Source organism: Roseisalinus antarcticus (genome assembly GCF_900172355.1).
GTDB lineage: Bacteria > Pseudomonadota > Alphaproteobacteria > Rhodobacterales > Rhodobacteraceae > Oceanicola > Oceanicola antarcticus_A.
In genome coordinates this window covers 97810-115546 of sequence record NZ_FWFZ01000009.1, presented here as the reverse complement: position 1 = coordinate 115546, position 17737 = coordinate 97810, and the positions used below count along the sequence as shown (strand labels likewise).

Annotated in this window: 20 protein-coding genes; 3 read left to right on the top strand and 17 right to left on the bottom strand. The window is 65.8% G+C overall.

What is annotated here, in order from left to right:
• Positions 1 to 56 precede the first annotated feature (56 nt).
• Positions 57 to 1916 carry a hypothetical protein gene (locus ROA7023_RS10880; protein WP_085879066.1) on the top strand — a complete coding sequence of 620 codons (1860 nt, stop codon included), beginning with the start codon at positions 57 to 59 and terminating at the stop codon, positions 1914 to 1916.
• Between the two features lie 16 nt (positions 1917 to 1932).
• Here ROA7023_RS10880 and ROA7023_RS10875 read toward each other — a convergent pair whose 3' ends face one another.
• The 13 genes from ROA7023_RS10875 to ROA7023_RS10815 all read right to left on the bottom strand — a co-directional run bounded on the left by ROA7023_RS10875 (position 1933) and on the right by ROA7023_RS10815 (position 13106).
• The gene (locus tag ROA7023_RS10875) at positions 1933 to 2427 is read right to left on the bottom strand and encodes a prepilin peptidase (protein ID WP_143535520.1); all 495 of its coding nucleotides are present in this window, start codon (positions 2425 to 2427) and stop codon (positions 1933 to 1935) included.
• A gap of 4 nt (positions 2428 to 2431) precedes the next feature.
• Complete coding sequence (locus tag ROA7023_RS10870; RefSeq protein WP_085879065.1) at positions 2432 to 3289, bottom strand: tetratricopeptide repeat protein; 858 nt, start codon at positions 3287 to 3289, stop codon at positions 2432 to 2434.
• Positions 3290 to 3346: 57 nt separating this feature from the next.
• Positions 3347 to 3895, bottom strand: coding sequence for a tetratricopeptide repeat protein (locus ROA7023_RS10865; protein ID WP_085879064.1), 549 nt, complete (start codon positions 3893 to 3895; stop codon positions 3347 to 3349).
• A gap of 112 nt (positions 3896 to 4007) precedes the next feature.
• Complete coding sequence (locus ROA7023_RS10860) at positions 4008 to 4997, bottom strand: type II secretion system F family protein (RefSeq protein WP_085879063.1); 990 nt, start codon at positions 4995 to 4997, stop codon at positions 4008 to 4010.
• 9 nt (positions 4998 to 5006) lie between these two features.
• Positions 5007 to 5975: a type II secretion system F family protein gene (locus ROA7023_RS10855; RefSeq protein ID WP_085879062.1), complete on the bottom strand. Its 969-nt coding sequence runs from the start codon at positions 5973 to 5975 to the stop codon at positions 5007 to 5009.
• Positions 5976 to 5984: 9 nt separating this feature from the next.
• Positions 5985 to 7463, bottom strand: coding sequence for a TadA family conjugal transfer-associated ATPase (locus ROA7023_RS10850; protein WP_085879061.1), 1479 nt, complete (start codon positions 7461 to 7463; stop codon positions 5985 to 5987).
• Between the two features lie 25 nt (positions 7464 to 7488).
• The gene (locus ROA7023_RS10845) at positions 7489 to 8733 is read right to left on the bottom strand and encodes a CpaE/TadZ family protein (protein ID WP_085879060.1); all 1245 of its coding nucleotides are present in this window, start codon (positions 8731 to 8733) and stop codon (positions 7489 to 7491) included.
• Between the two features lie 269 nt (positions 8734 to 9002).
• The gene (locus ROA7023_RS10840; RefSeq protein WP_085879059.1) at positions 9003 to 9665 is read right to left on the bottom strand and encodes an OmpA family protein; all 663 of its coding nucleotides are present in this window, start codon (positions 9663 to 9665) and stop codon (positions 9003 to 9005) included.
• A 16-nt stretch (positions 9666 to 9681) separates the two neighbouring features.
• Positions 9682 to 11118, bottom strand: coding sequence for a type II and III secretion system protein family protein (locus ROA7023_RS10835; protein ID WP_085879058.1), 1437 nt, complete (start codon positions 11116 to 11118; stop codon positions 9682 to 9684).
• Positions 11119 to 11325: 207 nt separating this feature from the next.
• On the bottom strand, positions 11326 to 12180 hold the full coding sequence (gene cpaB, locus ROA7023_RS10830; RefSeq protein WP_085879057.1) for a Flp pilus assembly protein CpaB: 855 nt from the start codon (positions 12178 to 12180) through the stop codon (positions 11326 to 11328).
• Between the two features lie 118 nt (positions 12181 to 12298).
• A complete protein-coding gene (locus ROA7023_RS10825; protein WP_085879056.1) occupies positions 12299 to 12484 on the bottom strand; it encodes a hypothetical protein in 186 nt (61 codons plus the stop codon).
• 222 nt (positions 12485 to 12706) lie between these two features.
• A complete protein-coding gene (locus ROA7023_RS10820; protein WP_085879055.1) occupies positions 12707 to 12892 on the bottom strand; it encodes a Flp family type IVb pilin in 186 nt (61 codons plus the stop codon).
• 28 nt (positions 12893 to 12920) lie between these two features.
• Positions 12921 to 13106: a Flp family type IVb pilin gene (locus ROA7023_RS10815; RefSeq protein WP_085879054.1), complete on the bottom strand. Its 186-nt coding sequence runs from the start codon at positions 13104 to 13106 to the stop codon at positions 12921 to 12923.
• A 377-nt stretch (positions 13107 to 13483) separates the two neighbouring features.
• Here ROA7023_RS10815 and ROA7023_RS10810 point away from each other — a divergent pair, with 377 nt between their 5' ends.
• On the top strand, positions 13484 to 14329 hold the full coding sequence (locus ROA7023_RS10810; RefSeq protein WP_085879053.1) for a lytic transglycosylase domain-containing protein: 846 nt from the start codon (positions 13484 to 13486) through the stop codon (positions 14327 to 14329).
• Entirely contained in the window at positions 14326 to 15792 is a 1467-nt protein-coding gene (locus ROA7023_RS10805) for a UbiA family prenyltransferase (protein ID WP_306372485.1), read from the top strand. Before ROA7023_RS10810 ends, ROA7023_RS10805 begins: the two co-directional genes overlap by 4 nt.
• A gap of 11 nt (positions 15793 to 15803) precedes the next feature.
• Here ROA7023_RS10805 and ROA7023_RS10800 read toward each other — a convergent pair whose 3' ends face one another.
• Genes ROA7023_RS10800 through ROA7023_RS10785 form a run of 4 tightly spaced genes read right to left on the bottom strand, consistent with a single transcriptional unit; the run spans position 15804 to position 17616 of the window.
• A complete protein-coding gene (locus tag ROA7023_RS10800) occupies positions 15804 to 16094 on the bottom strand; it encodes a GNAT family N-acetyltransferase (protein WP_085879051.1) in 291 nt (96 codons plus the stop codon).
• Complete coding sequence (locus ROA7023_RS10795; protein WP_085879050.1) at positions 16087 to 16713, bottom strand: 3-oxoacid CoA-transferase subunit B; 627 nt, start codon at positions 16711 to 16713, stop codon at positions 16087 to 16089. The genes ROA7023_RS10800 and ROA7023_RS10795 overlap by 8 nt, the downstream gene beginning before the upstream one ends.
• Positions 16713 to 16910 (bottom strand): hypothetical protein, encoded by a 198-nt coding sequence (locus ROA7023_RS10790; protein ID WP_085879049.1) that lies wholly within the window; start codon positions 16908 to 16910, stop codon positions 16713 to 16715. Before ROA7023_RS10790 ends, ROA7023_RS10795 begins: the two co-directional genes overlap by 1 nt.
• A gap of 1 nt (position 16911) precedes the next feature.
• Complete coding sequence (locus ROA7023_RS10785) at positions 16912 to 17616, bottom strand: CoA transferase subunit A (protein ID WP_085879048.1); 705 nt, start codon at positions 17614 to 17616, stop codon at positions 16912 to 16914.
• Between the last annotated feature and the right edge of the window lie 121 nt (positions 17617 to 17737).

Below are 17737 nucleotides of genomic sequence, written 5' to 3'. Positions count from 1 at the left end.
CCTCAATCGCTGAGTATTGTGGCCAAAAAATGGATAAACCTGCGAAAGAGGCGAGCATGTTTCGAATTGGAGCTATTCAGCTGGCGGCATGGCTTGCGCTGCTGCTGCTTGTCCTGGGCGGCGCGGCCGTTCTGAAGGGCGGCCTCTACCTGGGCAAGCACGAGGGCGACCTCTTGCACCTCATGCAGATCACGCTGCGGATGGCGAGCGGAGACCTGCCGCACTTGGATTTCATGACCCCGATCGGCATGCTCGCCTTCGCCCCGATGGCGCTTCTGGTCGCGGTCGGCATGGGCATTGGCCACGCGGTGCTCTGGGCGCAGGTGCTCTCGGCCGCGCTGGTCGCGCCGGCAGTCTGGTGGGTCGGCGCGACGCGCCTGGCCCGGGGGCCGGCGATGCTGCTGACCCTGTTCGTCATGGTTCTGATGCTGGCGCTGGTTCATGGCGAGGCGACGCCGGCGCTCTCGATCTCGATGCATTACAACCGCTGGGCCTGGGCGCTGGTCTTCATCGCCATCGTCGCGGCGCTGATCCCGCCGTTCGGCAAGGGCACCGGCACGGCCGACGGGCTGGTCATCGGGCTCTGCATGGCGGTCGTCGCGCTGATCAAGGTGACCTATTTCGTGGCCTTCGCCCCGCCGGTGCTGATCGCGCTGGTCCTGACCGGCCAGCGCCGGGCCCTGGCCGTGGCGCTGATCGCCGGTCTCGTCGTGGTCGGCGCGATGACCGTTCTGCTGGGGCCGTCCTTCTGGCTCGCCTATTTCTCGGACCTGCGCGAGGTCGCGGGCTCCTCCACCCGGCCGCGGCCTGGGCTGCCGCTGTCGGACGTGGTCGCGGGCACCGCCTATCTGGGCGGCACGCTGGCCGCGCTCGCCTCGGTGGTCTTCCTGCGCCAGGCGGGGGCGGAGACGGGCGGGCTGATCGTGCTGCTGCTGATCCCGGGGTTCATCTATGTGACCTTCCAGAACTTCGGCAACGACCCGCAATGGCTGCTGCTGCTCGCGGTGCTGCTGCTGTCGCTCAAGCCCGCGAGCGAGGGGCGCAACGGCTTTGGGCTGACGCACAAGGCCGCCCTTGGGGGGACGGCGGCGGTGGTGCTGGCGCTGACCGCGCCGTCGTTCCTGAACCTCGCCTATTCGCCCTTCCGGCACTACTTCCTCGATACGACGAAATATGTGCCGGTCCTGCCGCGCGGGGGTGTGAACGCCGATATCCACGCCGCGGCGATCCGGGCCCGGCGCACCGACATCAAGGTCCCGGTCGAGGCGCCCGACCTCGGCCTGCCCGCCTTCCGCCCGGAAGAAGACCGCACCGATCCCGTCATCTTCATGGGCGAGACCCGGGCCTATTGCTCGCTCGAACTGGGGCTGATTGCGGTCTTCGACGCTGTCGCCCGCGACCTCGAGGATGCGGGCTACGGCGGGCGGCCGATCTTTGTGGCCGACCTGCTGTCGTCGTTCTGGCTCTTTGGTGACCTGAGCCCGCTGCCGGGCGGGGCGCCGTGGTATTACAGCGGTTTGCCGGGGCTGGAAGCCGCCGATTTCATCATCGTGCCGACCTGCCCGATCTCGCCCACGACCCAGTCCAGGATCCTGTCGTCTCTCAATTCCCGCGGCACGGATGACCTGACCGAGGTGCGGCGCACGGCGCTCTATACCCTCTACCGGATCGGCGCCGTCGCCGGCGCGGCCGAGGTCCCGGTCCCCGACCCCGCGCCCGAAGCTCCCGCCGCCTTGCCGCGCGCCGCATCCGAGGCCGCCGATCCTTCGGGGGAGGTAGACGTCACCGCGCCGCCGGGCGCCCCGGACGCCGTCGAGCCCGAGATCGAGGCGCCGGGCCTGACCGACCCGGACGATGAGGTGGACGTGCCGATCATGCCCGAACCCCTGGGCGGCCCGGCAGCCGAAGAGCCTTGAGCCGGGGCAGGGCGCCTCAGACCGGTCGGAAGGCGGTGATCAGAAGGTAGGCGGCCAGCGTCGCGCCGAGCGGAAAGCCCATGGGAAAGCGCTTGCCCGCGGTCCAGCTCTCCCATCCGGGCGCCAGCTCGCGCAGCCGTGTGCCCCGCGCGATCCGGTGCGCGATGAAGCCGGATACCGCCGTCCCGGCCAGCAGCCAAGAGGCAAGGCCGATATCTGCGAGGGCCACGAAGGGGGCGGCCGCGGCCATGAACTTGGCGTCGCCCGCACCAAGCGCCCCGCCCATGTTCAGCACGATGCCCACGACCAATACCACGACCAGGTGCAGCCACCGCCAGAGGTAGTCGGGAAACGGATAGAGGATCAGCCCGCCGATTGCGAACACGACGACCAGCGCCGTGACGGCCTGGTTGGTGATCCGCATCTGCTTGAGGTCGGTGAAGGCCACGTAGAGGCAGATCGGCAGGACAAAGGGCGCAAGGCACGCAGCCGCGAAAGCCTCGGTCGTCACCGGCTCAGTTCTGCACGTTGGCTTCGAGGGCGCGGAGCGAACGCACGGCCTCTTCGAAATGCTGCGGATGGGTGTCGATCGCCTCGCGCAGCAGGCCGCGCCCGATGGAGACGTCGTTCTGCTTGATCGCCGCCAGAGCGAGCGTGTGCAGCAATTGCGCCCGCTCCACCTGTGTCATCGGGATCACCGGCAGGTCGTAGTTCCGCTGCGCGCCGCGGGCGAGCATCAGGTTGTTCTTGGCGGTGAAAAGCTGTGGATCGTTGCGGATGGCATCCACGAAAAGCCGCTCCGCACCGGGGAACTCGCCGCGGGTCAGCTTGGAATACCCCCAGTTGTTGAGAACCGAGGCCGGGGTGGTCGTCAGACCGACCGCGATCTCGTAGAAGGCGTCTGCGTCCTGCCATTGCTCGTTGCTGTCCGCGATCATCGCCTCGAGGCGATAGCGGCGGTAGGTCTCGTGTGTGGGCGGGATCGTGTCGAGGATCGCCTCGGCCTCGTCCCAGCGGTTGGCGCGGATGAGGGCATCGGCATGGTCGACACTGTCCTCATAGGTGGCGGCGGAGCTGCTCGTCACCGTCTGCCAGGCAGTGATCGCGTCCTGCGGCCGGTCGGCGCGGACAAGCGCCTTGGCCAGGCCGCGCTGCAGGTCGATCCGCCCGGGTTCGTTGGCGACGGCGCGGGTGAAATAGGACACCGCCTCGGCTGGCTCCGCGACCGTCAGCATGACATCGTTCAGATTGCTTTCGTCCGCGACGTTCAGGTCCTGAAGGGCCCGGTTGACCTCGGCTTCGCCCGAACGTTCGCAGGCCGAAAGGCCGATCGTCCCCAGAACAAGGAGACTCAAGACATGGGGGTGACGCATCCTGCCTGCATCCTCTTACTGCTCTCTCGCCTCAGGTCCGGAACGGTCTTTCGCCGCCTATCCGTCTTGCCGCGTCAGCAGGAAATCCCCGCTTCCACGTTGCACCAGCCTGAAGTCGCTGTTGTCATTTCTGTCACCGTATCCCGAATTCTCGAGTTTTGATAGCGCCAAGCGCAGGTTGTCGCGAATCGCCACCGATTGGCCGTTGTCCGTTGCAAAGGCGCGACGGAATACCTGTGCGGCTTCGGGCACTTCGCCCTTCTCCATCAGGATCACGCCGAGGTTGTTCCAGGCTTCGGCGAAATCCGGTTCTTGCTCGACGGCGCGCCTGAGCAGCTGTTCCGCCTGGCCGAGCCGACCCAGCCGGAGGTTGGCGGAGCCGAGCGCCGAGAGCGTGTCGGCGTTGATCCCCTGTCGGCCGGCCGCGCGGGTGAAGGCGTCAAGGGCGAGTTCGTACTGCCCCGCGGCCATCAGGCGGTGGCCGACGATCAGCTGATCCTCGGCCTCGCCCCGCCGCGAGAGGCCCGGCGCGTCGAGCCGGTCTTCGCGCGGCTGAAGGCCGCAGGCCGACAAGGTCGCCAGAAGGAAAATGAAGGCTGCGCGCATGGCCTGTACTTTGTACCGATTTTCCCGAGTCTGACGGGCTCGGCGGGGCTGTGCAAGGCAAAGCGGGGGCGCACACGGTGCGCCGTGCCTGTCGCTCACCTCGGCGGAACGGTCAGGGGGCCGCGGCGCCCAGGACGAGGTTTTCGTAGATGTCGAAGACCGACGGCCCGATGAGGATGATCAGAAGCGGCGGCACCGTCAGCATCATCGTCGCGAGCGTCATCTTGGTGGGCAGGGTGTTGGCCTTCTCCTCGGCCCGCATCACGCGCTTGTCACGCATCTCCGCCGCGTAGATACGCAGGGCGTCGGCGATCGAAGTGCCGAATTGCTGCGACTGGACCAGCACGGTCACGAAGGACGAGACGTCAGGAACCCCGCACCGCTCCGCCATGTCCTTGAGAACGCTGGTCTTGTCCTTGCCGGCCTTCATCTCGTAGGCGACCAGCTCGTATTCCCAACTGAGCGCGGGAAAGCCGGTCTTGAGCTCCTTTGCGACGCGAATGATGGCCTGGTCCAGGGACTGGCCCGCTTCGACGCAGACGAGCATCATGTCGAGACTGTCCGGGAACCCGTTCTCGATCTCTTTTGTGCGTTCCTGCTGGCGCTTGTTCACCCAGTATTTCGGCAGCATGTAGCCGGCGGCCCCGGGCAGGATGATCGAGAGCATCGTGGCCTGGGTCGTGGGCTCGCCCGTCTGGGTCTGGAGGATCGCATAGGCGACCCCGCCCAGCAGGAACAGGATGCCCAGGGCGAACTGGGCGAAATGATAGAGCCGCACCGCGTTCTTGGTGCGGTAGCCGGCCTGCAGGAGCTTGAGTTGGACCGCGGAATACTCGGCCTTGTCCTGCGGCTCGAGGAAGTTCGAGAACTTGTCGAGCTTGTCCGTGCCCTTCTTCTGGCGCAGCCGCGTCGCCTCGATCAGGTCGCGGCTTTCCGTGTCCTGACTGCGCCGCAACCGGTCGAGCGGGTCGTCCTGCTTCTTGAGCATGATCGGCAGGGTCAGCAGGATCAGCACGACACCGAGGCCGCCGACCGCGATGAGCGGGCCGAGCGGACCGAGCGTCTCGGTCAGATAGGCCTGAGCTGCGTCGATGTATTCCATGTGTGGACCTCAGACCTTGATGTTGACCAGGTTCCGCATGACGAGGACATTCGTCACGAGGAAAGCTGCGACCACCAGACAGGCCGGGATGAAGGCCGACGTCTCCATCACGTCGTCGTAGTAATCCGGCTGCATCACGTTGATGCCGACCAGACAGAGCAGCGGAAAGATCGACAGGAAGACGCCGGACCACTTGGCCTCTGCCGTGATGGCCTTCACCCTGCGGAACAGGCGAAAGCGCGCCCGGATCACCTTGGCCAGGCCGTCGAGGATCTCGGCCAGGTTGCCGCCCGATTGCTGCTGGATCGTCACGGCGACCGCGAGAAAGCGCAGATCCTGCATGTCCATCCGCTCGGCCATCGACTTGAGGCTTTCGCCGATGTCGCGGCCATAGGCGGATTCATCGGCGATCACGCCCATCTCGGTGCCCAGCGGGTCGGCGACTTCCTTGGCGACGATGCTGACGGCGGAGGAGAACGGATGCCCCACCCGCAGGCTGCGCACCATGAGTTCAACCGCGTCGGGCAATTGCTCTTCCAGCAGGCTGAGCCGTTTCTTGGCCTTGTTGTTCACCCACATGAAGACGCCGCCCACGCCCATGGCGATCGACACGCCGATCCGCACCGCCAGCCCGGCCTCGGTCTTCAGCGTCAGGCCGACGAAGGCGACGCCGGCCAGAAGCGCCATGACCATGATCAGCTGGGTGGGCGAAAAGGCGATGTTGGCCTTCTGCGCCTTGGCCGCGAGCAGCGAGTAGATCGGGATCGACTGGCTTTTCATGTGCTGCGACATCTCCTTGCGGAGTTGTTCGAGCACCTTGTCGCGGCCCTGCCCCTTTTCGAGCAGGTCCAGACGACGGTTGACCTTGCTGTTCAGCGAGATCGACTTGCCGAAGACGGTCAGATAGATCCCCTCGACCATCACCAGGACGGCGATGAAGATGAGCCCGTAGATCAGCGGTTCGGCGGAGATCGACATGTCTATGCCTCAATCAATGGAGGGTTCGTAGATTGCGGCGGGCAGATCGAAGCCCCAGAGCTTGAATCGCTCGGAGAAATGACTGCGGACACCGGTGGCCGTGTAGTGGCCGATAATCTTGTTCTCGGGCGTGAGGCCGACGCGCTGAAAGCGGAACACTTCCTGCATCGAGATCACGTCGCCCTCCATCCCCGTCACCTCGGTGATCGACACCATCCGGCGCGAGCCGTCCTGCAGGCGGCTGGCCTGCACGATCAGGTTGACGGCGCTGGCGATCTGAGACCGCACCGCCTTGAGCGGCATCTCGATCCCGGCCATCGCGACCATGTTTTCAAGACGGCTGATGCCATCGCGGGCGGAGTTCGCGTGGATCGTGGTCATCGACCCGTCGTGGCCGGTGTTCATGGCCTGCAACATGTCGATGACTTCCTCGCCGCGGGTCTCGCCGACGATGATGCGGTCGGGACGCATCCGCAGGGCGTTCCTGAGGCAATCGCGCTGGCTGACCGCGCCGCGGCCCTCGACGTTGGCGGGGCGGCTTTCCATCCGGCCGACGTGGATCTGTTGCAGCTGGAGTTCGGCCGTATCCTCGATCGTAAGGATCCGCTCGGAATTGTCGATGAAGGAGGACAGCGCGTTGAGCGTCGTGGTCTTGCCCGAACCGGTGCCGCCCGAGACGATGACGTTCAGCCGGGTCGCGACCGCGGCCTGGAGGTAGGCCGCCATCTCCTCGGAGAAGGCGCCGTATTTCACCAGCTCTTCGATGCCCAGCTTGTCCTTCTTGAACTTCCGGATGGAAACGAGGCTGCCGTCCACCGCGATCGGCGAGACCATGGCGTTGAAACGTGAGCCGTCCGCGAGGCGGGCGTCGACGTAGGGGTTGCTTTCGTCCACGCGCCGGCCGACCGCCGAGACGATCTTGTCGATGATCCGCAGCAGGTGGCGTTCGTCCTTGAAGGTGACCTCGCTCAGCTCGAGCTTGCCGTCGCGCTCGATGAAGATCTGCTGAGGGCCGTTGATCAGGATGTCGTTGATCGTGTCGTCCTTGAGCAGCGGCTCCAGCGGGCCGAGGCCGGTCACCTCGAAGTAGAGATCCTGGTGCAGGGTCTGCCGTTCCTCGCGGTTCAGCACGACGCCGAGCTCTTCGAGCGTTTCGGTCGCGATGGCGCTGATCTCGGCCCGGAGGTCCTGTTCCGAGGCGCCTTCGAGCGCGGAGAGGTTGAGGTTGTCGAGCAGCGCCTTGTGCACCTCGAGCTTGATCTCGCCCAGCCGCTCCTTGCGCTTCTTTTCCTTGTCGGCGGGGGCGGGCTTGGCGTCGCGCCGCGGAACCTGTTTCAGCATCGAGGCCCGTTCCGCCGAAGCGGGGGCAGCTTGTGGCGCGGCCGCCTCGCCGCCGGTCCGGGGGGTGGTCACGGTGTTTGCCGCCTGCGGAGAGGCGGGCACATCGGCCGGCTTGGCAGGGCCGGCCTTCTTGTACTTGGAAAACATGCGACAGACCTACTCTAGCTGGTCCTCAGCCCTTCTTGACGGCTTCGGAGTGGTTGACCTCGTGCACTTGAGCGGCGAGCTTCGCGATCTCTTTGCGCAGGGGGTTTTTCGGCTTGGCGACAGCCAGGGGCACGCCCTGGTCGTTGATCTGGGTGACCTCGCGCGACCCGTCGGGCAATTGCACCTCGATCGAGATGCCCAGGCTGTCGGCCAGGCGTTTGACGCGCGCCTTGCCGCTCAGATCGGTGAACTTGGGGCCCCGGTTCAGGACGAAGCGGAACTTGGAAAACGGCAGATCCTCGGCCTGGAGCGCCCGCTTGATCCGCAGCGTGTTCTGGGCCGAGCGCATGTCCATCTCGATCATCGCGAAATAGACATGCGCGGCGTCGAGCGCGGCCTGCGACCATTCCACCATGGTGGTTGGCATGTCGATGATGACGTAGTCGAAATTCGCCCGCGCCATGTCGATCACCCGGCGCACGTCGTCGGAGGTGACCAGATCGAGCGGAATGAGCTCGGACGGCGCGGTGAGCACGTGCAACTTGTCGTCATAGGTCATCAGCGCCTGGATGAAACTCTCGCCGTCCATCGCCTCGGTGTCGGACAGAAGCTCGAACACGGCCTCGCGCCGGGGCAGGTCGAGATAGGTGGAGGCGGAGCCGAACTGCAGGTCGAGGTCCAGCAGGCAGACCCGGGGGGCGTTCTTGGCGTCGATCGTCGCCAGCTCCCACGCGAGGTTCACGGCGAGCGTGGTTGAGCCGGTGCCGCCGGCCATGCCGTGGATCGGGATCACGACGCCGTTGCGGTCGCCCTCGGCCTTGATGTTGGGGGCCTGCCGTTCGGGGATCGTGGCCTCGGCAGGCGGGGCCAGCACCCGGTCGATCGCCTGCGACAGCTCGTTCTCGGGCAGGGGGTAGGGCACGAATTCGTTGCCGCCCTCGCGCAGCAGCTGATGAAGCGAGGCGGGGCTGACATCCTCGGCCACGATGATGACCTTGACGTTCCGGGCCTTGGCCGCCGCGATGATGTCGATGATCAGGCTGAGATCGGCCTCGTCCTGTTCGTCGAGGGCAATGCAGACGAATTGAAGCTCATTCGCCTCGGGTTGTTCGAGGAAGGCGAGCGCATCGGTGAATCCCAGATCGCCCCAGCTTTCGCCGAGCGCGGTTTCCATATCCTCGATCAGAAGATCGAAGATCTGAACGTCGCGGCTGATCGTGCAGGCGACAATCGGTTGCGCCTCCGGCTGGAGAACTGCGTTGCTGGTCATTGCCTCTCGTCCTTCCGGAAAGTCTGGGCTTTCCAATGGGGTGGCGTGACTCTGACAGCGGGCGGACCGAATCCCGCCCGGAAATCAGGCCCACAGATGCGAGCGTGCCTTTCCCATGCGATCGACTTTCGCCGAGGATTCTGTCGAGAATGGGGCGCAATAGTCGCGATTGTGCGGTTTCGATTGACGATTCCAAGCTTCACGCCGTCACAGTTGAACAGAGCAGCTTGATGCCACCCATTCATTAACCACAGGTGAAGAAAAGTCTCTCAGCCGCCGGCGAAATCGCCGCCCGCCCCGCCCTGATTGCTCGAGGGCTGCGCCGAGGTCACGTATTCGCGGAAGATGACCTCTGCATAGCGTCCGTTCAGCACCGTCGGGTGGCGCTGCACGAAGCCCGAAACCTCGGTGACCGTGCGGCGGTTTGCCCGCTCGCGGTTCTGGGTCAGGATCACGGGCTGGGTCTCGCCGAACGAGACCAGCGCGACGAGGCTGGAGCGCGGCACGCCCCGGCTGACCAGGTAATTGACCACGGCCTGTGCCCGGCGCTGGCCGAGCCGCTGGTTGTAGCTGTCCGAGCCCACGAGGTCGGTGTGGCCGTAGACCGAGAAGCGAACCTCGGGGAATTGCCGCATCCATCCGGCCTGGATATCGAGTGTACGGGCCGCCTCGGTGCCGATCTGCGCGGAATTGAACGGGAAATTGACGGTGGCCGGCACCTCGGCGTCGAACCTCTCGGCCAGGGCATAGGCGAAATCGCGCTCGCCGTTCATGACCAGGGTGTTGTTCATGGTCGCGTTGCCGAAGAACCCGGAATCCACGATGGCGCCGGCCTCGGCGCGGAAGGTGCGGGGGCGTTCGGCCTGGAAAATGCCCTGGCTACAAGCGGATAGGGCCATCAGGGCCGCCGTGGATACGAGGAGGGGTTTCATCCGTCGTCCGCCTTTCCTAGTCCATCACATAGCCGTAGGACCCGGAAAAGTCCTGACGGGCGACTTCGGCCGCGGCGCCCTGCTGGGGAGCGGCACCGGGGCCATTCTCGGCCGCGACACGGCCATAAAGGAAGAGATCCCGTTCGGTCGGCGGGCGCACCCGGTCCGTCGGCAGGGCCAGCGCCTCGCCCCGGGTCGGGGTCACCAGGTGCGGGGTCACGATGATCACCAGTTCGGTCTGCTGACGCGAGTATTCGGCAGAGCGGAAGAGCGCCCCGAGCACCGGGATGTCGCCCACGAAGGGCACCTGGCCGTTGAGGTCCATGAAATCGTCCGACAGCAGGCCGGCGATGGCAAAGCTCTCGCCGTCGCGCATCTCGACCGTGGTCGAGGTCTCGCGGCGGCGGAAGGCGTCGACCGTGAACCCCCCCTGGGTGAAGCCGTTGGTCGTGTCGATGGACGACACCGCTGCCTCGAGCTGGAGATTGATGATATCGCCGTCCACCACGCGCGGGGTAAAGTTCAGCTCCACGCCGAAGGGCTTGTATTCGATGGCGATCGCACCGCCGTCCTGGCTGACGGGGACGGGATACTCGCCGCCGGCGAGGAACCGCGCCTCCTGGCCCGAAAGCGCCGTCAGGTTGGGCTCGGCCAGGGTGCGCACAACGCCCCGGCTTTCCAGCGCTTCCAGCAGGATGCCGACCTCGAGCCCGCCGGCGTTGAAGCCGAAGAGCATCGCGCCGTTGTTTTCATTGCCCCCGGGCACGGCACCGGAGAGGGCGCTCGTGATCGAGTCGTTGCCCACCAGGCTGCCGTTGCCGCCCACAAGCCCGAGGTTGTCGCCCAGGGCGGTCCCGCGTGCGGTCAGCGAAGAGCTGAGGCTTTTCGAGACCGACCGTTGCATTTCCGCGAAACGCACCTTGAGCATGACCTGCTGCACGCCGCCGACGGACATCAGGTTCGACACCCGGTCGGGCGCATACCGTTCGGCCAGCTCCAGCGCCCGGTCCAGCCGCGTGATGGAGGAGACCGTGCCGGACAGGACGATCCCGTTGGCGGCGGTCCGCACCTCGATCGCCTCGCCGGGCAGGATCTGCGTCAACCGTTCCTTGAATTCGTCGATGTCGGGGGTGACCTGCACCTCGACATTGGTGATCAGCCGCCCGTCGGCGCCGAGCAGGGTCAGGGTCGTGCGCCCCGGCTCCTTGCCCAGAACGTACAGCGTCCGATCGGAGAGAGTGGAGATGTCGGCGATGCCCGGGTTGGCGATCGAGACCTCGGTAAAGGGCGTGTCGCTTTCGACCACCACCGCCCTGTTCATCGCCACCTGAAGCGCCCCCGATGGCGCACCGCGCATGACCGTAAGCACCTCTGCCGAGGCGTCCGTCATCGGCGCTGCCAAGGCAAGCGAAAGGCCAGCCACCGCCGCCTTGATAAATCTGTCATATCTCATTGTGACCTGCCTCTATGTCACGCTCGATGCAAGCTTTGCGCCTGTCATTTGGATAAGCATTGCCCGGCGGCTCCTTTATTGCAAGAATCAATGTGTTGCCGTGGGAGTCTTATGTGGATTAACCGCAACAGATCGCGAAGAGCCTGCGCGAACGAAATCGGGCGCATCCGGTGGATGCGCCCGATTTGTTCGAAAAGTGCAGATCGCCTAGTTCGTGCAGGGGATCGGAATCTCGATCACTTCGGCGCCGCGACGGGTGCGGATGGTGCAGACCTCCTCCGGGGCGGCCTCGACCGCGACTTCCTCATCCGGGATCCCCAGCAGGCGGTTCTGATCCACCTCGATGGCCTCGGCCACCGTATCATCATCCGTCCCGACCAGCGACAGCGACAGACTTCCGGTCGATTGCGCCTGGGCGAGGGCGGCCACCTGTTGCGGCGTGGCCTCCACCGTCACCGTCCGCGCGATCGTCGTGTTGAAGGACGATCCGTCGGATTGCTGGTCGATGGCCACGAGGCGCACGTTGCTCTCGATCAGCTTCGTCACCTCTTCGACGCCGCCGCCGGAGGACATGGCGCGTCCGGTCCAGTAGACATCCACCCGGTCGCCCGGACGCAGGAAGCCCGACACACCGGAGGCCACGTCGACCCGGATCGCGAAGGCGCGCATGCCGCGGCCGAGCCGCGAGGTGATGCCCGGATCCTCGCCGGGTTCGGTGACCTTGACCGCGAGCACGGGCTCGTTCGGCTCCATCGGGCGCAGCACCACGCGCAGCTCGTCGTCGCCGTCGGGGAACAGCTCTTCCTCGGTCCGGAACGCGCCTTCGGGCAGGAACGGCTCGGCGTAGCGGATGACCTCGACGTCCTCGCGCTTAAGCTGCTCGCCGTAGGCGATGGACCGGTTGACTGCGAACACCTCGACGGTCGGCACGGCCTGCGCGGCCGCGGCGCGTTGCGCGGCCAGCTGCGCCTGGGTTTCCTCGAAATAGCCCTGGGCCATGTAGACCGCGAACCCCGCGAGTCCGACTCCAAGGATCAGGACCAGTCCGAATACCGCTCTCATGGCATTACCTCTCGTATTTTTGTCAGGACAGCAGCGATGCCTGTCCCCTCGGTGAAACCGTCATATCGCCCACCGCGAGCCGCCGTGGGGGCCTGTCGGTGGCAGGCCGGGGCCAGCCCTAGTAGGTCGCGACTTCCTGGCTCGAAATGAAGTCGCCGATGGCTCTTCCATGATCGGCCGCTCCTTGCGAAACGGTGACCCCGACGGCCATCCCCAGGCCGACGATGCCCGTCATCAGGACGACCCAATCGACCGTGACGGCACCTTCCTCCCGGCGCAGAAACCGCAGCAATTTCCCAATCATCCAAGTTCACTCCTGTCTGCTGCCGCATGGTGGCCGGCGCTCGGTTCAAAATGCCTTGGGAATGTGGCGAAACCGCGGAGCGGATCGGGAAATTTGCTGACTTTCGCCATAGTGTTTCCACAACCTTCGGTTTTGTATCGAATTGTTTCGATCTCTGGAAACGAGAAAGGACCGCGTCGCAAGACGCGGTCCCTCATGGAAGGCCAGGCCTTCACCTTCGCCTTAGTAGGTGGCGATGGTCTGCTCGTCGAGCTGGCTGGAGATCTTGTCGCCCAGCGAGGCGGTGCTGGTGCCGATCGAGCTCATGACGGCGATGCCCAGGCCCACGATCGCGGCGGTCAGAACGACCCAGTCGACGGTCACGGCGCCGTCTTCGTCGCGGCGGAATTTTGCAAGAATTTTCATCATTTTTTCAGGTCCTTGTCAGGTATTCAGATCAGTAGGTTGCGATGGTCTGTTCGTCGAGCTGGCTGGAGATCTTGTCGCCCAGCGAGGCAGTGCTGTCGCCGACGGTGGTCATGACGGCGATGCCGAGACCCACGATGGCTGCGGTGAGAACGACCCAGTCGACCGTGACAGCGCCGTCTTCGTCGTTGCGAAACTTGTTGATGAACTTCAGCATGGCTTTCCCTCCTCAGGGCAATTGATCCAGTTTCTGCTACCCTACCGGGTCTTGTCGGACCGGCCTCTCAATCGGCCCGTCCCCGGCTTGGATGAGATGATATAGCCCTTCGAATGGGGCGGGATTTTGACCGCATTCGAGCATTTTGGCCGAGATACTGGGGCCATTTAGAGGAATTTAAGCAGGATGCAGTAGCGTGCCTTGGCGATTCCGCGCGACGCGGGGCCGGCAAAACCGCCGATCGGCCAGTTGCAAAAAGGAATCGCTTCGCGTTCCGCTGCCCCGGGCAGGCGCTGGCTGCTTGGTTCCGGGCGGTTGTCTCTGGCATAAGATATCCAAAGACAAGAAACGAAATATTGAGAGCAGGACAGGGCGGGATGCGACAGAGCCTCATCGCCAGTTGTATCGTGATGGTCGGGTTGGGGGCGCCCCAGGCCGCCCTTGCCGAGTCCCATCGGCTGCAGCCGGATTTCACCTTTCGCCGCGTTGGCGTGCCCCAATCCGGCGGCGGCGCCCGGATCAATGTCCAGATCGACCCCGCGGTCCAGGCCGCCCGCCTCGCCCCCGCGGCCCCGCCCGCCGCCGAGACGGGCGAGATCCTGGCCGCGATGCCCGCCGCCCCCGCCGAGGTCACCTGGTTCTGGCAGACGATCTCGCCCCTGTTGTCGGAGTCCGGGCCGGGGCGCCTGAACCAGAGCCTCCGCGCTCTCGATGCAGCCCCCGCCGGCGCCGAGTTCCGGGGGCCGGCGTTGCAGGGCCTCGCTGATATCGCCCGCACCCATGGCCGCGACATCCTGCGCGAGACCGTCGGCACCAGGGTTTCTCCCGCGCTGGTCCTGGCCGTCATCGCGGTCGAAAGCGGGGGCCGCGTCGACGCGGTCAGCGGGGCAGGGGCGGAAGGGCTGATGCAGCTCATGCCGCCGACCGCGGCCCGGTTCAACGTCACCGACAGCATGGACCCGGTGCAGAACATCCGGGGCGGCGTGGCCTATCTCGACTGGCTGATGGGCACGTTCGACGCCGATCCGGTCATCGTCCTGGCTGGCTACAACGCGGGCGAGGGCTCTGTGCGGACCCATGCCGGCGTGCCGCCCTTCGCCGAGACCCGCGCCTATGTTCCCAAGGTCCTCGCGGCGTGGAACATCGCGCGTGGGCTCTGCGTGACGCCGCCCGAACTCGTGACCGACGGCTGCGTCTTCGCCGTGGATGGAGTCGCCAGATGAACATGACCGCCGCCGTCGAGAAGACCGTCGCCAGCGACCGACCGCTCGTGCTGGACGCCGATGGCACCCTCCTGCGCACCGACATGCTGCTGGAGTGTTTCTGGGCCGGGCTGGGCACGCGGCCGCTGGATACGCTGGGGGCCGTGGCCCGCCACTGGCGCGATCGCGCCCGGCTCAAGGCGGAGCTGGCGAAGATCGCCCCCCTGCGCGTCGACCTGCTGCCGGTGGAGCCCGAGGTTCTGGCCCTGTCAGACGCGGCCCGTGCCGCGGGGCGTCCGGTGGCCCTGGCCTCGGCTTCCGACATGTCGCTGGTCGGCTTGCTGGCCGCGCATCACGGGATGGACCGGGCCTTCGCCTCGGACGGTCGCATAAACCTCAAGTCCGGGGCCAAGGCCGCCGCGCTGGTCGAAACCTACGGTGAGGGCGGGTTCGACTATGCCGGCAACGCGCCCGCGGACATGGCCGTCTGGTCCCGCGGGGCCGGGGCCATCGTGGTTGGCGACCGCCGCTCCGCCGGCCGGCTGCGCAGCGCGGGCCGCCCGGTGACCGAGATCGCCGGCGGCTGGACGCCGCGGGACCTGCTGAGGGCCATGCGGCCGCATCAATGGGTGAAGAACATGCTGCTGATCCTGCCGGTGATCGCGGCGCACGAGTTCGGCCTTGCGACCTTGTTGCTGGTGCTGATGGGGATGGCGGCGTTCTCGGCGGCTGCCTCCTGCATCTACCTGGTCAACGACCTGCTCGACCTCGAGGCCGACAGGCTGCACGCGAAGAAATGCAAACGGCCCTTCGCAAGCGGGGCGGTGCCGATCGGCGTGGGCATGGCGGCCACCTTGCTTCTGGGGGCCCTGGCGCTTGGCGCGGGGGCGGCCCTTGGCCCCGCGTTCCTTGGGGTCGTCGCCCTTTATATGACCCTGTCGTTGGCCTATTCGCTCAAGCTCAAGCGGATGCGTTGGATCGACATCGCCACGCTCGCCGCGCTCTATACCCTGCGCGTGGTGGCGGGGGCGGCCGCGAGCGGGGTCGACGTGTCGGTCTTCATGTTGATCTTCATTTTCCCGGTCTTCATCACGCTGGGGTGCGTCAAACGGCTGACCGAGCTGACACTGGCCACCTCGGATGCGCCCTTGCCGGGCCGCGGCTATGGCCGCCCGGACAGGCCGGATCTGCTCAACGTGTCGATCCTGGGCATGGTCGGCGCGCTGCTGATCTTCTTTCTCTATTCCTTCACGGACCAGGGACGCGCCCTCTACCCGGATCAATGGATCCTCTGGGTGGCGCTTGTCCCGATCGCCTGGTGGCTGTTCCGCATGGTGCGCCTGGGCTGGTACGGAAAGCAGGACTACGACCCCATCGTCTTTGCCCTCAAGGACAAGCGTGGCGTTGGCCTGCTGCTGATCACCCTGTCGCTGATGTTCTACGCCGCCGGCCTCTGGGGAGAGTGGTTCGGCGCCTGGTTCTGACGCCGCGCCCGTCAGACGGAAAACAGCTCCGCCCATTCCGGGTGCTTGGCCCGTTGCGCGTTGACGTAAGGACAAAGCGGCACGATCCGGAACCCCTCGGCCCGTGCGTCCGCCAGCAACCGCTCTAGCAGAGCCCGGGCATAGCCCTTGCCCTCAAGCGCCTTTGGCACGGCGGTGTGATCCGCGATGACCAGGCTCTCGGACAGGATCGAGAGGGTCAGTTCCGCCTCGCCCTCCGGCGTGAGGATGACATAGCGGGCCTTCGATCCGGTGTCCTCGCGGACGACCTCGGGCTCAGACAAGCGTGGCTTCCGTCGCGGCGCGGATGTCGTCCTCGGTCACGCCGTCGGCGGTCTCCACGATCCGCAATCCGCCCTCGACCACGTCCAGAACACCGAGATTGGTGATGATCCGGTCGACGACGCCGGTGCCGGTCAGCGGCAGGGTGCAGGCCTTGAGAAGCTTGCTCTCTCCATGCTTGTTGGTGTGATCCATCACGACCACCACCCGGCGCACACCGGCCACAAGGTCCATCGCGCCGCCCATGCCCTTGACCAGCTTGCCCGGGATCATCCAGTTCGCCAGGTCCCCGTTCTCGGCCACTTCCATCGCGCCCAGGATCGCCATGGCGATCTTGCCGCCCCGGATCATGCCGAAGCTCATGGCGCTGTCGAAAAAAGCGGTCTCGGGCAGTTCGGTGATCGTCTGCTTGCCGGCGTTGATCAGGTCGGGATCTTCCGTGCCCTCGACCGGGAAGGGGCCCATGCCCAGCATCCCGTTCTCCGATTGCAGCGTCACCTCGACGCCTTCGGGGATGAAGTTCGGCACCAAGGTCGGGATGCCGATCCCAAGGTTCACGTAGGTGCCGTCCTGAAGCTCCTGCGCCGCGCGTGCGGCCATCTGATTGCGGTCCCAGGGCATCACGGCGCCTCCGAAGATTGGGTGGTGTTGAGCTGTGCCATCAAGGCGGCGACTTGCACGACGAGCAGGGGAATGTCCCGAACGGCGTCCACGCCGAATTTGGCCTCGGCGACGGGCCGGGCCTGTTCCAGGTAGGCCGAGGCGATGTCGGCCGGGTTCCGGAGCGCCTGGGTCGGCTGGAGAGGTGTCCCGGTCATGTCATGCCGCCTCGCTGGGGCGGGTGGTCCGCTTTTCGATCCGCTTCTCGTGTTCGCCCTGCACCAGCCTGTGGACATAGATCCCCGGCAGGTGGATCGAATCGGGGTCGAGCGAGCCCACGGGCACGATCTCCTCGACCTCCATCACGCAGACCTTGCCGCACATGGCGGCGGGCGGGTTGAAGTTGCGGGCGGTCTTGCGGAACACGCAATTGCCGGTGGCGTCGGCCTTCCAGGCCTTGACGATGGACAGGTCGGCGAAGATCCCGCGCTCGAGGATGTAATCCTCGCCGTCGAAGGACTTCACCTCCTTGCCTTCGGCGATCGAGGTGCCCACGCCGGTCTTGGTGTAAAACCCGGGGATGCCGCTGCCGGCGGCCCGCATGCGCTCGGCCAGGGTGCCCTGCGGGTTGAACTCCAGCTCCAGCTCGCCGGCCAGGTACTGGCGCATGAACTCGGCGTTCTCGCCCACGTAGGACGACATCATCTTCTTCACCTGCCGGCTCTGCAACAAGAGCCCCAGGCCGAAATCGTCCACGCCGGCATTGTTCGAGGCGATGGTCAGATCCTTCACACCGCTGTGCCGAATCGCCTGGATCAGCAATTCCGGGATCCCGCAGAGGCCGAAGCCGCCCGCCGCGACGAGCATTCCATCGTGCAGCAGCCCGTCCAGAGCCTCCGCAGCCGAGTTGTAGATTTTCCGCATGAAAATTCCCCTGGGGCCGTTTCGCGCAGACGTTACGGAGACGGGGGCGGAAGTCAAACCGAATGCCGCCCCGGCCGCGATGACAGCGCTAACGCCCCGCCTCGCGCCCGGTCAAGGACGC

Excerpts from the sequence above, each read along its gene's own strand:
- ROA7023_RS10870 (WP_085879065.1), bottom strand. The coding sequence starts at position 3,289 with ATGCGTCACCCCCATGTCTTGAGTCTCCTTGTTCTGGGGACGATCGGC.
- ROA7023_RS10840 (WP_085879059.1), bottom strand. The coding sequence starts at position 9,665 with ATGAAACCCCTCCTCGTATCCACGGCGGCCCTGATGGCCCTATCCGCT.
- ROA7023_RS10785 (WP_085879048.1), bottom strand. The coding sequence starts at position 17,616 with ATGCGGAAAATCTACAACTCGGCTGCGGAGGCTCTGGACGGGCTGCTG.
- ROA7023_RS10880 (WP_085879066.1), top strand. The coding sequence starts at position 57 with ATGTTTCGAATTGGAGCTATTCAGCTGGCGGCATGGCTTGCGCTGCTG.
- ROA7023_RS10820 (WP_085879055.1), bottom strand. The coding sequence starts at position 12,892 with ATGATGAAAATTCTTGCAAAATTCCGCCGCGACGAAGACGGCGCCGTG.
- ROA7023_RS10845 (WP_085879060.1), bottom strand. The coding sequence starts at position 8,733 with ATGACCAGCAACGCAGTTCTCCAGCCGGAGGCGCAACCGATTGTCGCC.
- ROA7023_RS10835 (WP_085879058.1), bottom strand. The coding sequence starts at position 11,118 with ATGAGATATGACAGATTTATCAAGGCGGCGGTGGCTGGCCTTTCGCTT.
- ROA7023_RS10855 (WP_085879062.1), bottom strand. The coding sequence starts at position 5,975 with ATGTCGATCTCCGCCGAACCGCTGATCTACGGGCTCATCTTCATCGCC.
- ROA7023_RS10850 (WP_085879061.1), bottom strand. The coding sequence starts at position 7,463 with ATGTTTTCCAAGTACAAGAAGGCCGGCCCTGCCAAGCCGGCCGATGTG.
- ROA7023_RS10865 (WP_085879064.1), bottom strand. The coding sequence starts at position 3,895 with ATGCGCGCAGCCTTCATTTTCCTTCTGGCGACCTTGTCGGCCTGCGGC.
- ROA7023_RS10795 (WP_085879050.1), bottom strand. The coding sequence starts at position 16,713 with ATGCCCTGGGACCGCAATCAGATGGCCGCACGCGCGGCGCAGGAGCTT.
- ROA7023_RS10810 (WP_085879053.1), top strand. The coding sequence starts at position 13,484 with ATGCGACAGAGCCTCATCGCCAGTTGTATCGTGATGGTCGGGTTGGGG.
- ROA7023_RS10825 (WP_085879056.1), bottom strand. The coding sequence starts at position 12,484 with ATGATTGGGAAATTGCTGCGGTTTCTGCGCCGGGAGGAAGGTGCCGTC.
- ROA7023_RS10860 (WP_085879063.1), bottom strand. The coding sequence starts at position 4,997 with ATGGAATACATCGACGCAGCTCAGGCCTATCTGACCGAGACGCTCGGT.
- ROA7023_RS10805 (WP_306372485.1), top strand. The coding sequence starts at position 14,326 with ATGAACATGACCGCCGCCGTCGAGAAGACCGTCGCCAGCGACCGACCG.
- ROA7023_RS10790 (WP_085879049.1), bottom strand. The coding sequence starts at position 16,910 with ATGACCGGGACACCTCTCCAGCCGACCCAGGCGCTCCGGAACCCGGCC.
- ROA7023_RS10815 (WP_085879054.1), bottom strand. The coding sequence starts at position 13,106 with ATGCTGAAGTTCATCAACAAGTTTCGCAACGACGAAGACGGCGCTGTC.
- cpaB (WP_085879057.1), bottom strand. The coding sequence starts at position 12,180 with ATGAGAGCGGTATTCGGACTGGTCCTGATCCTTGGAGTCGGACTCGCG.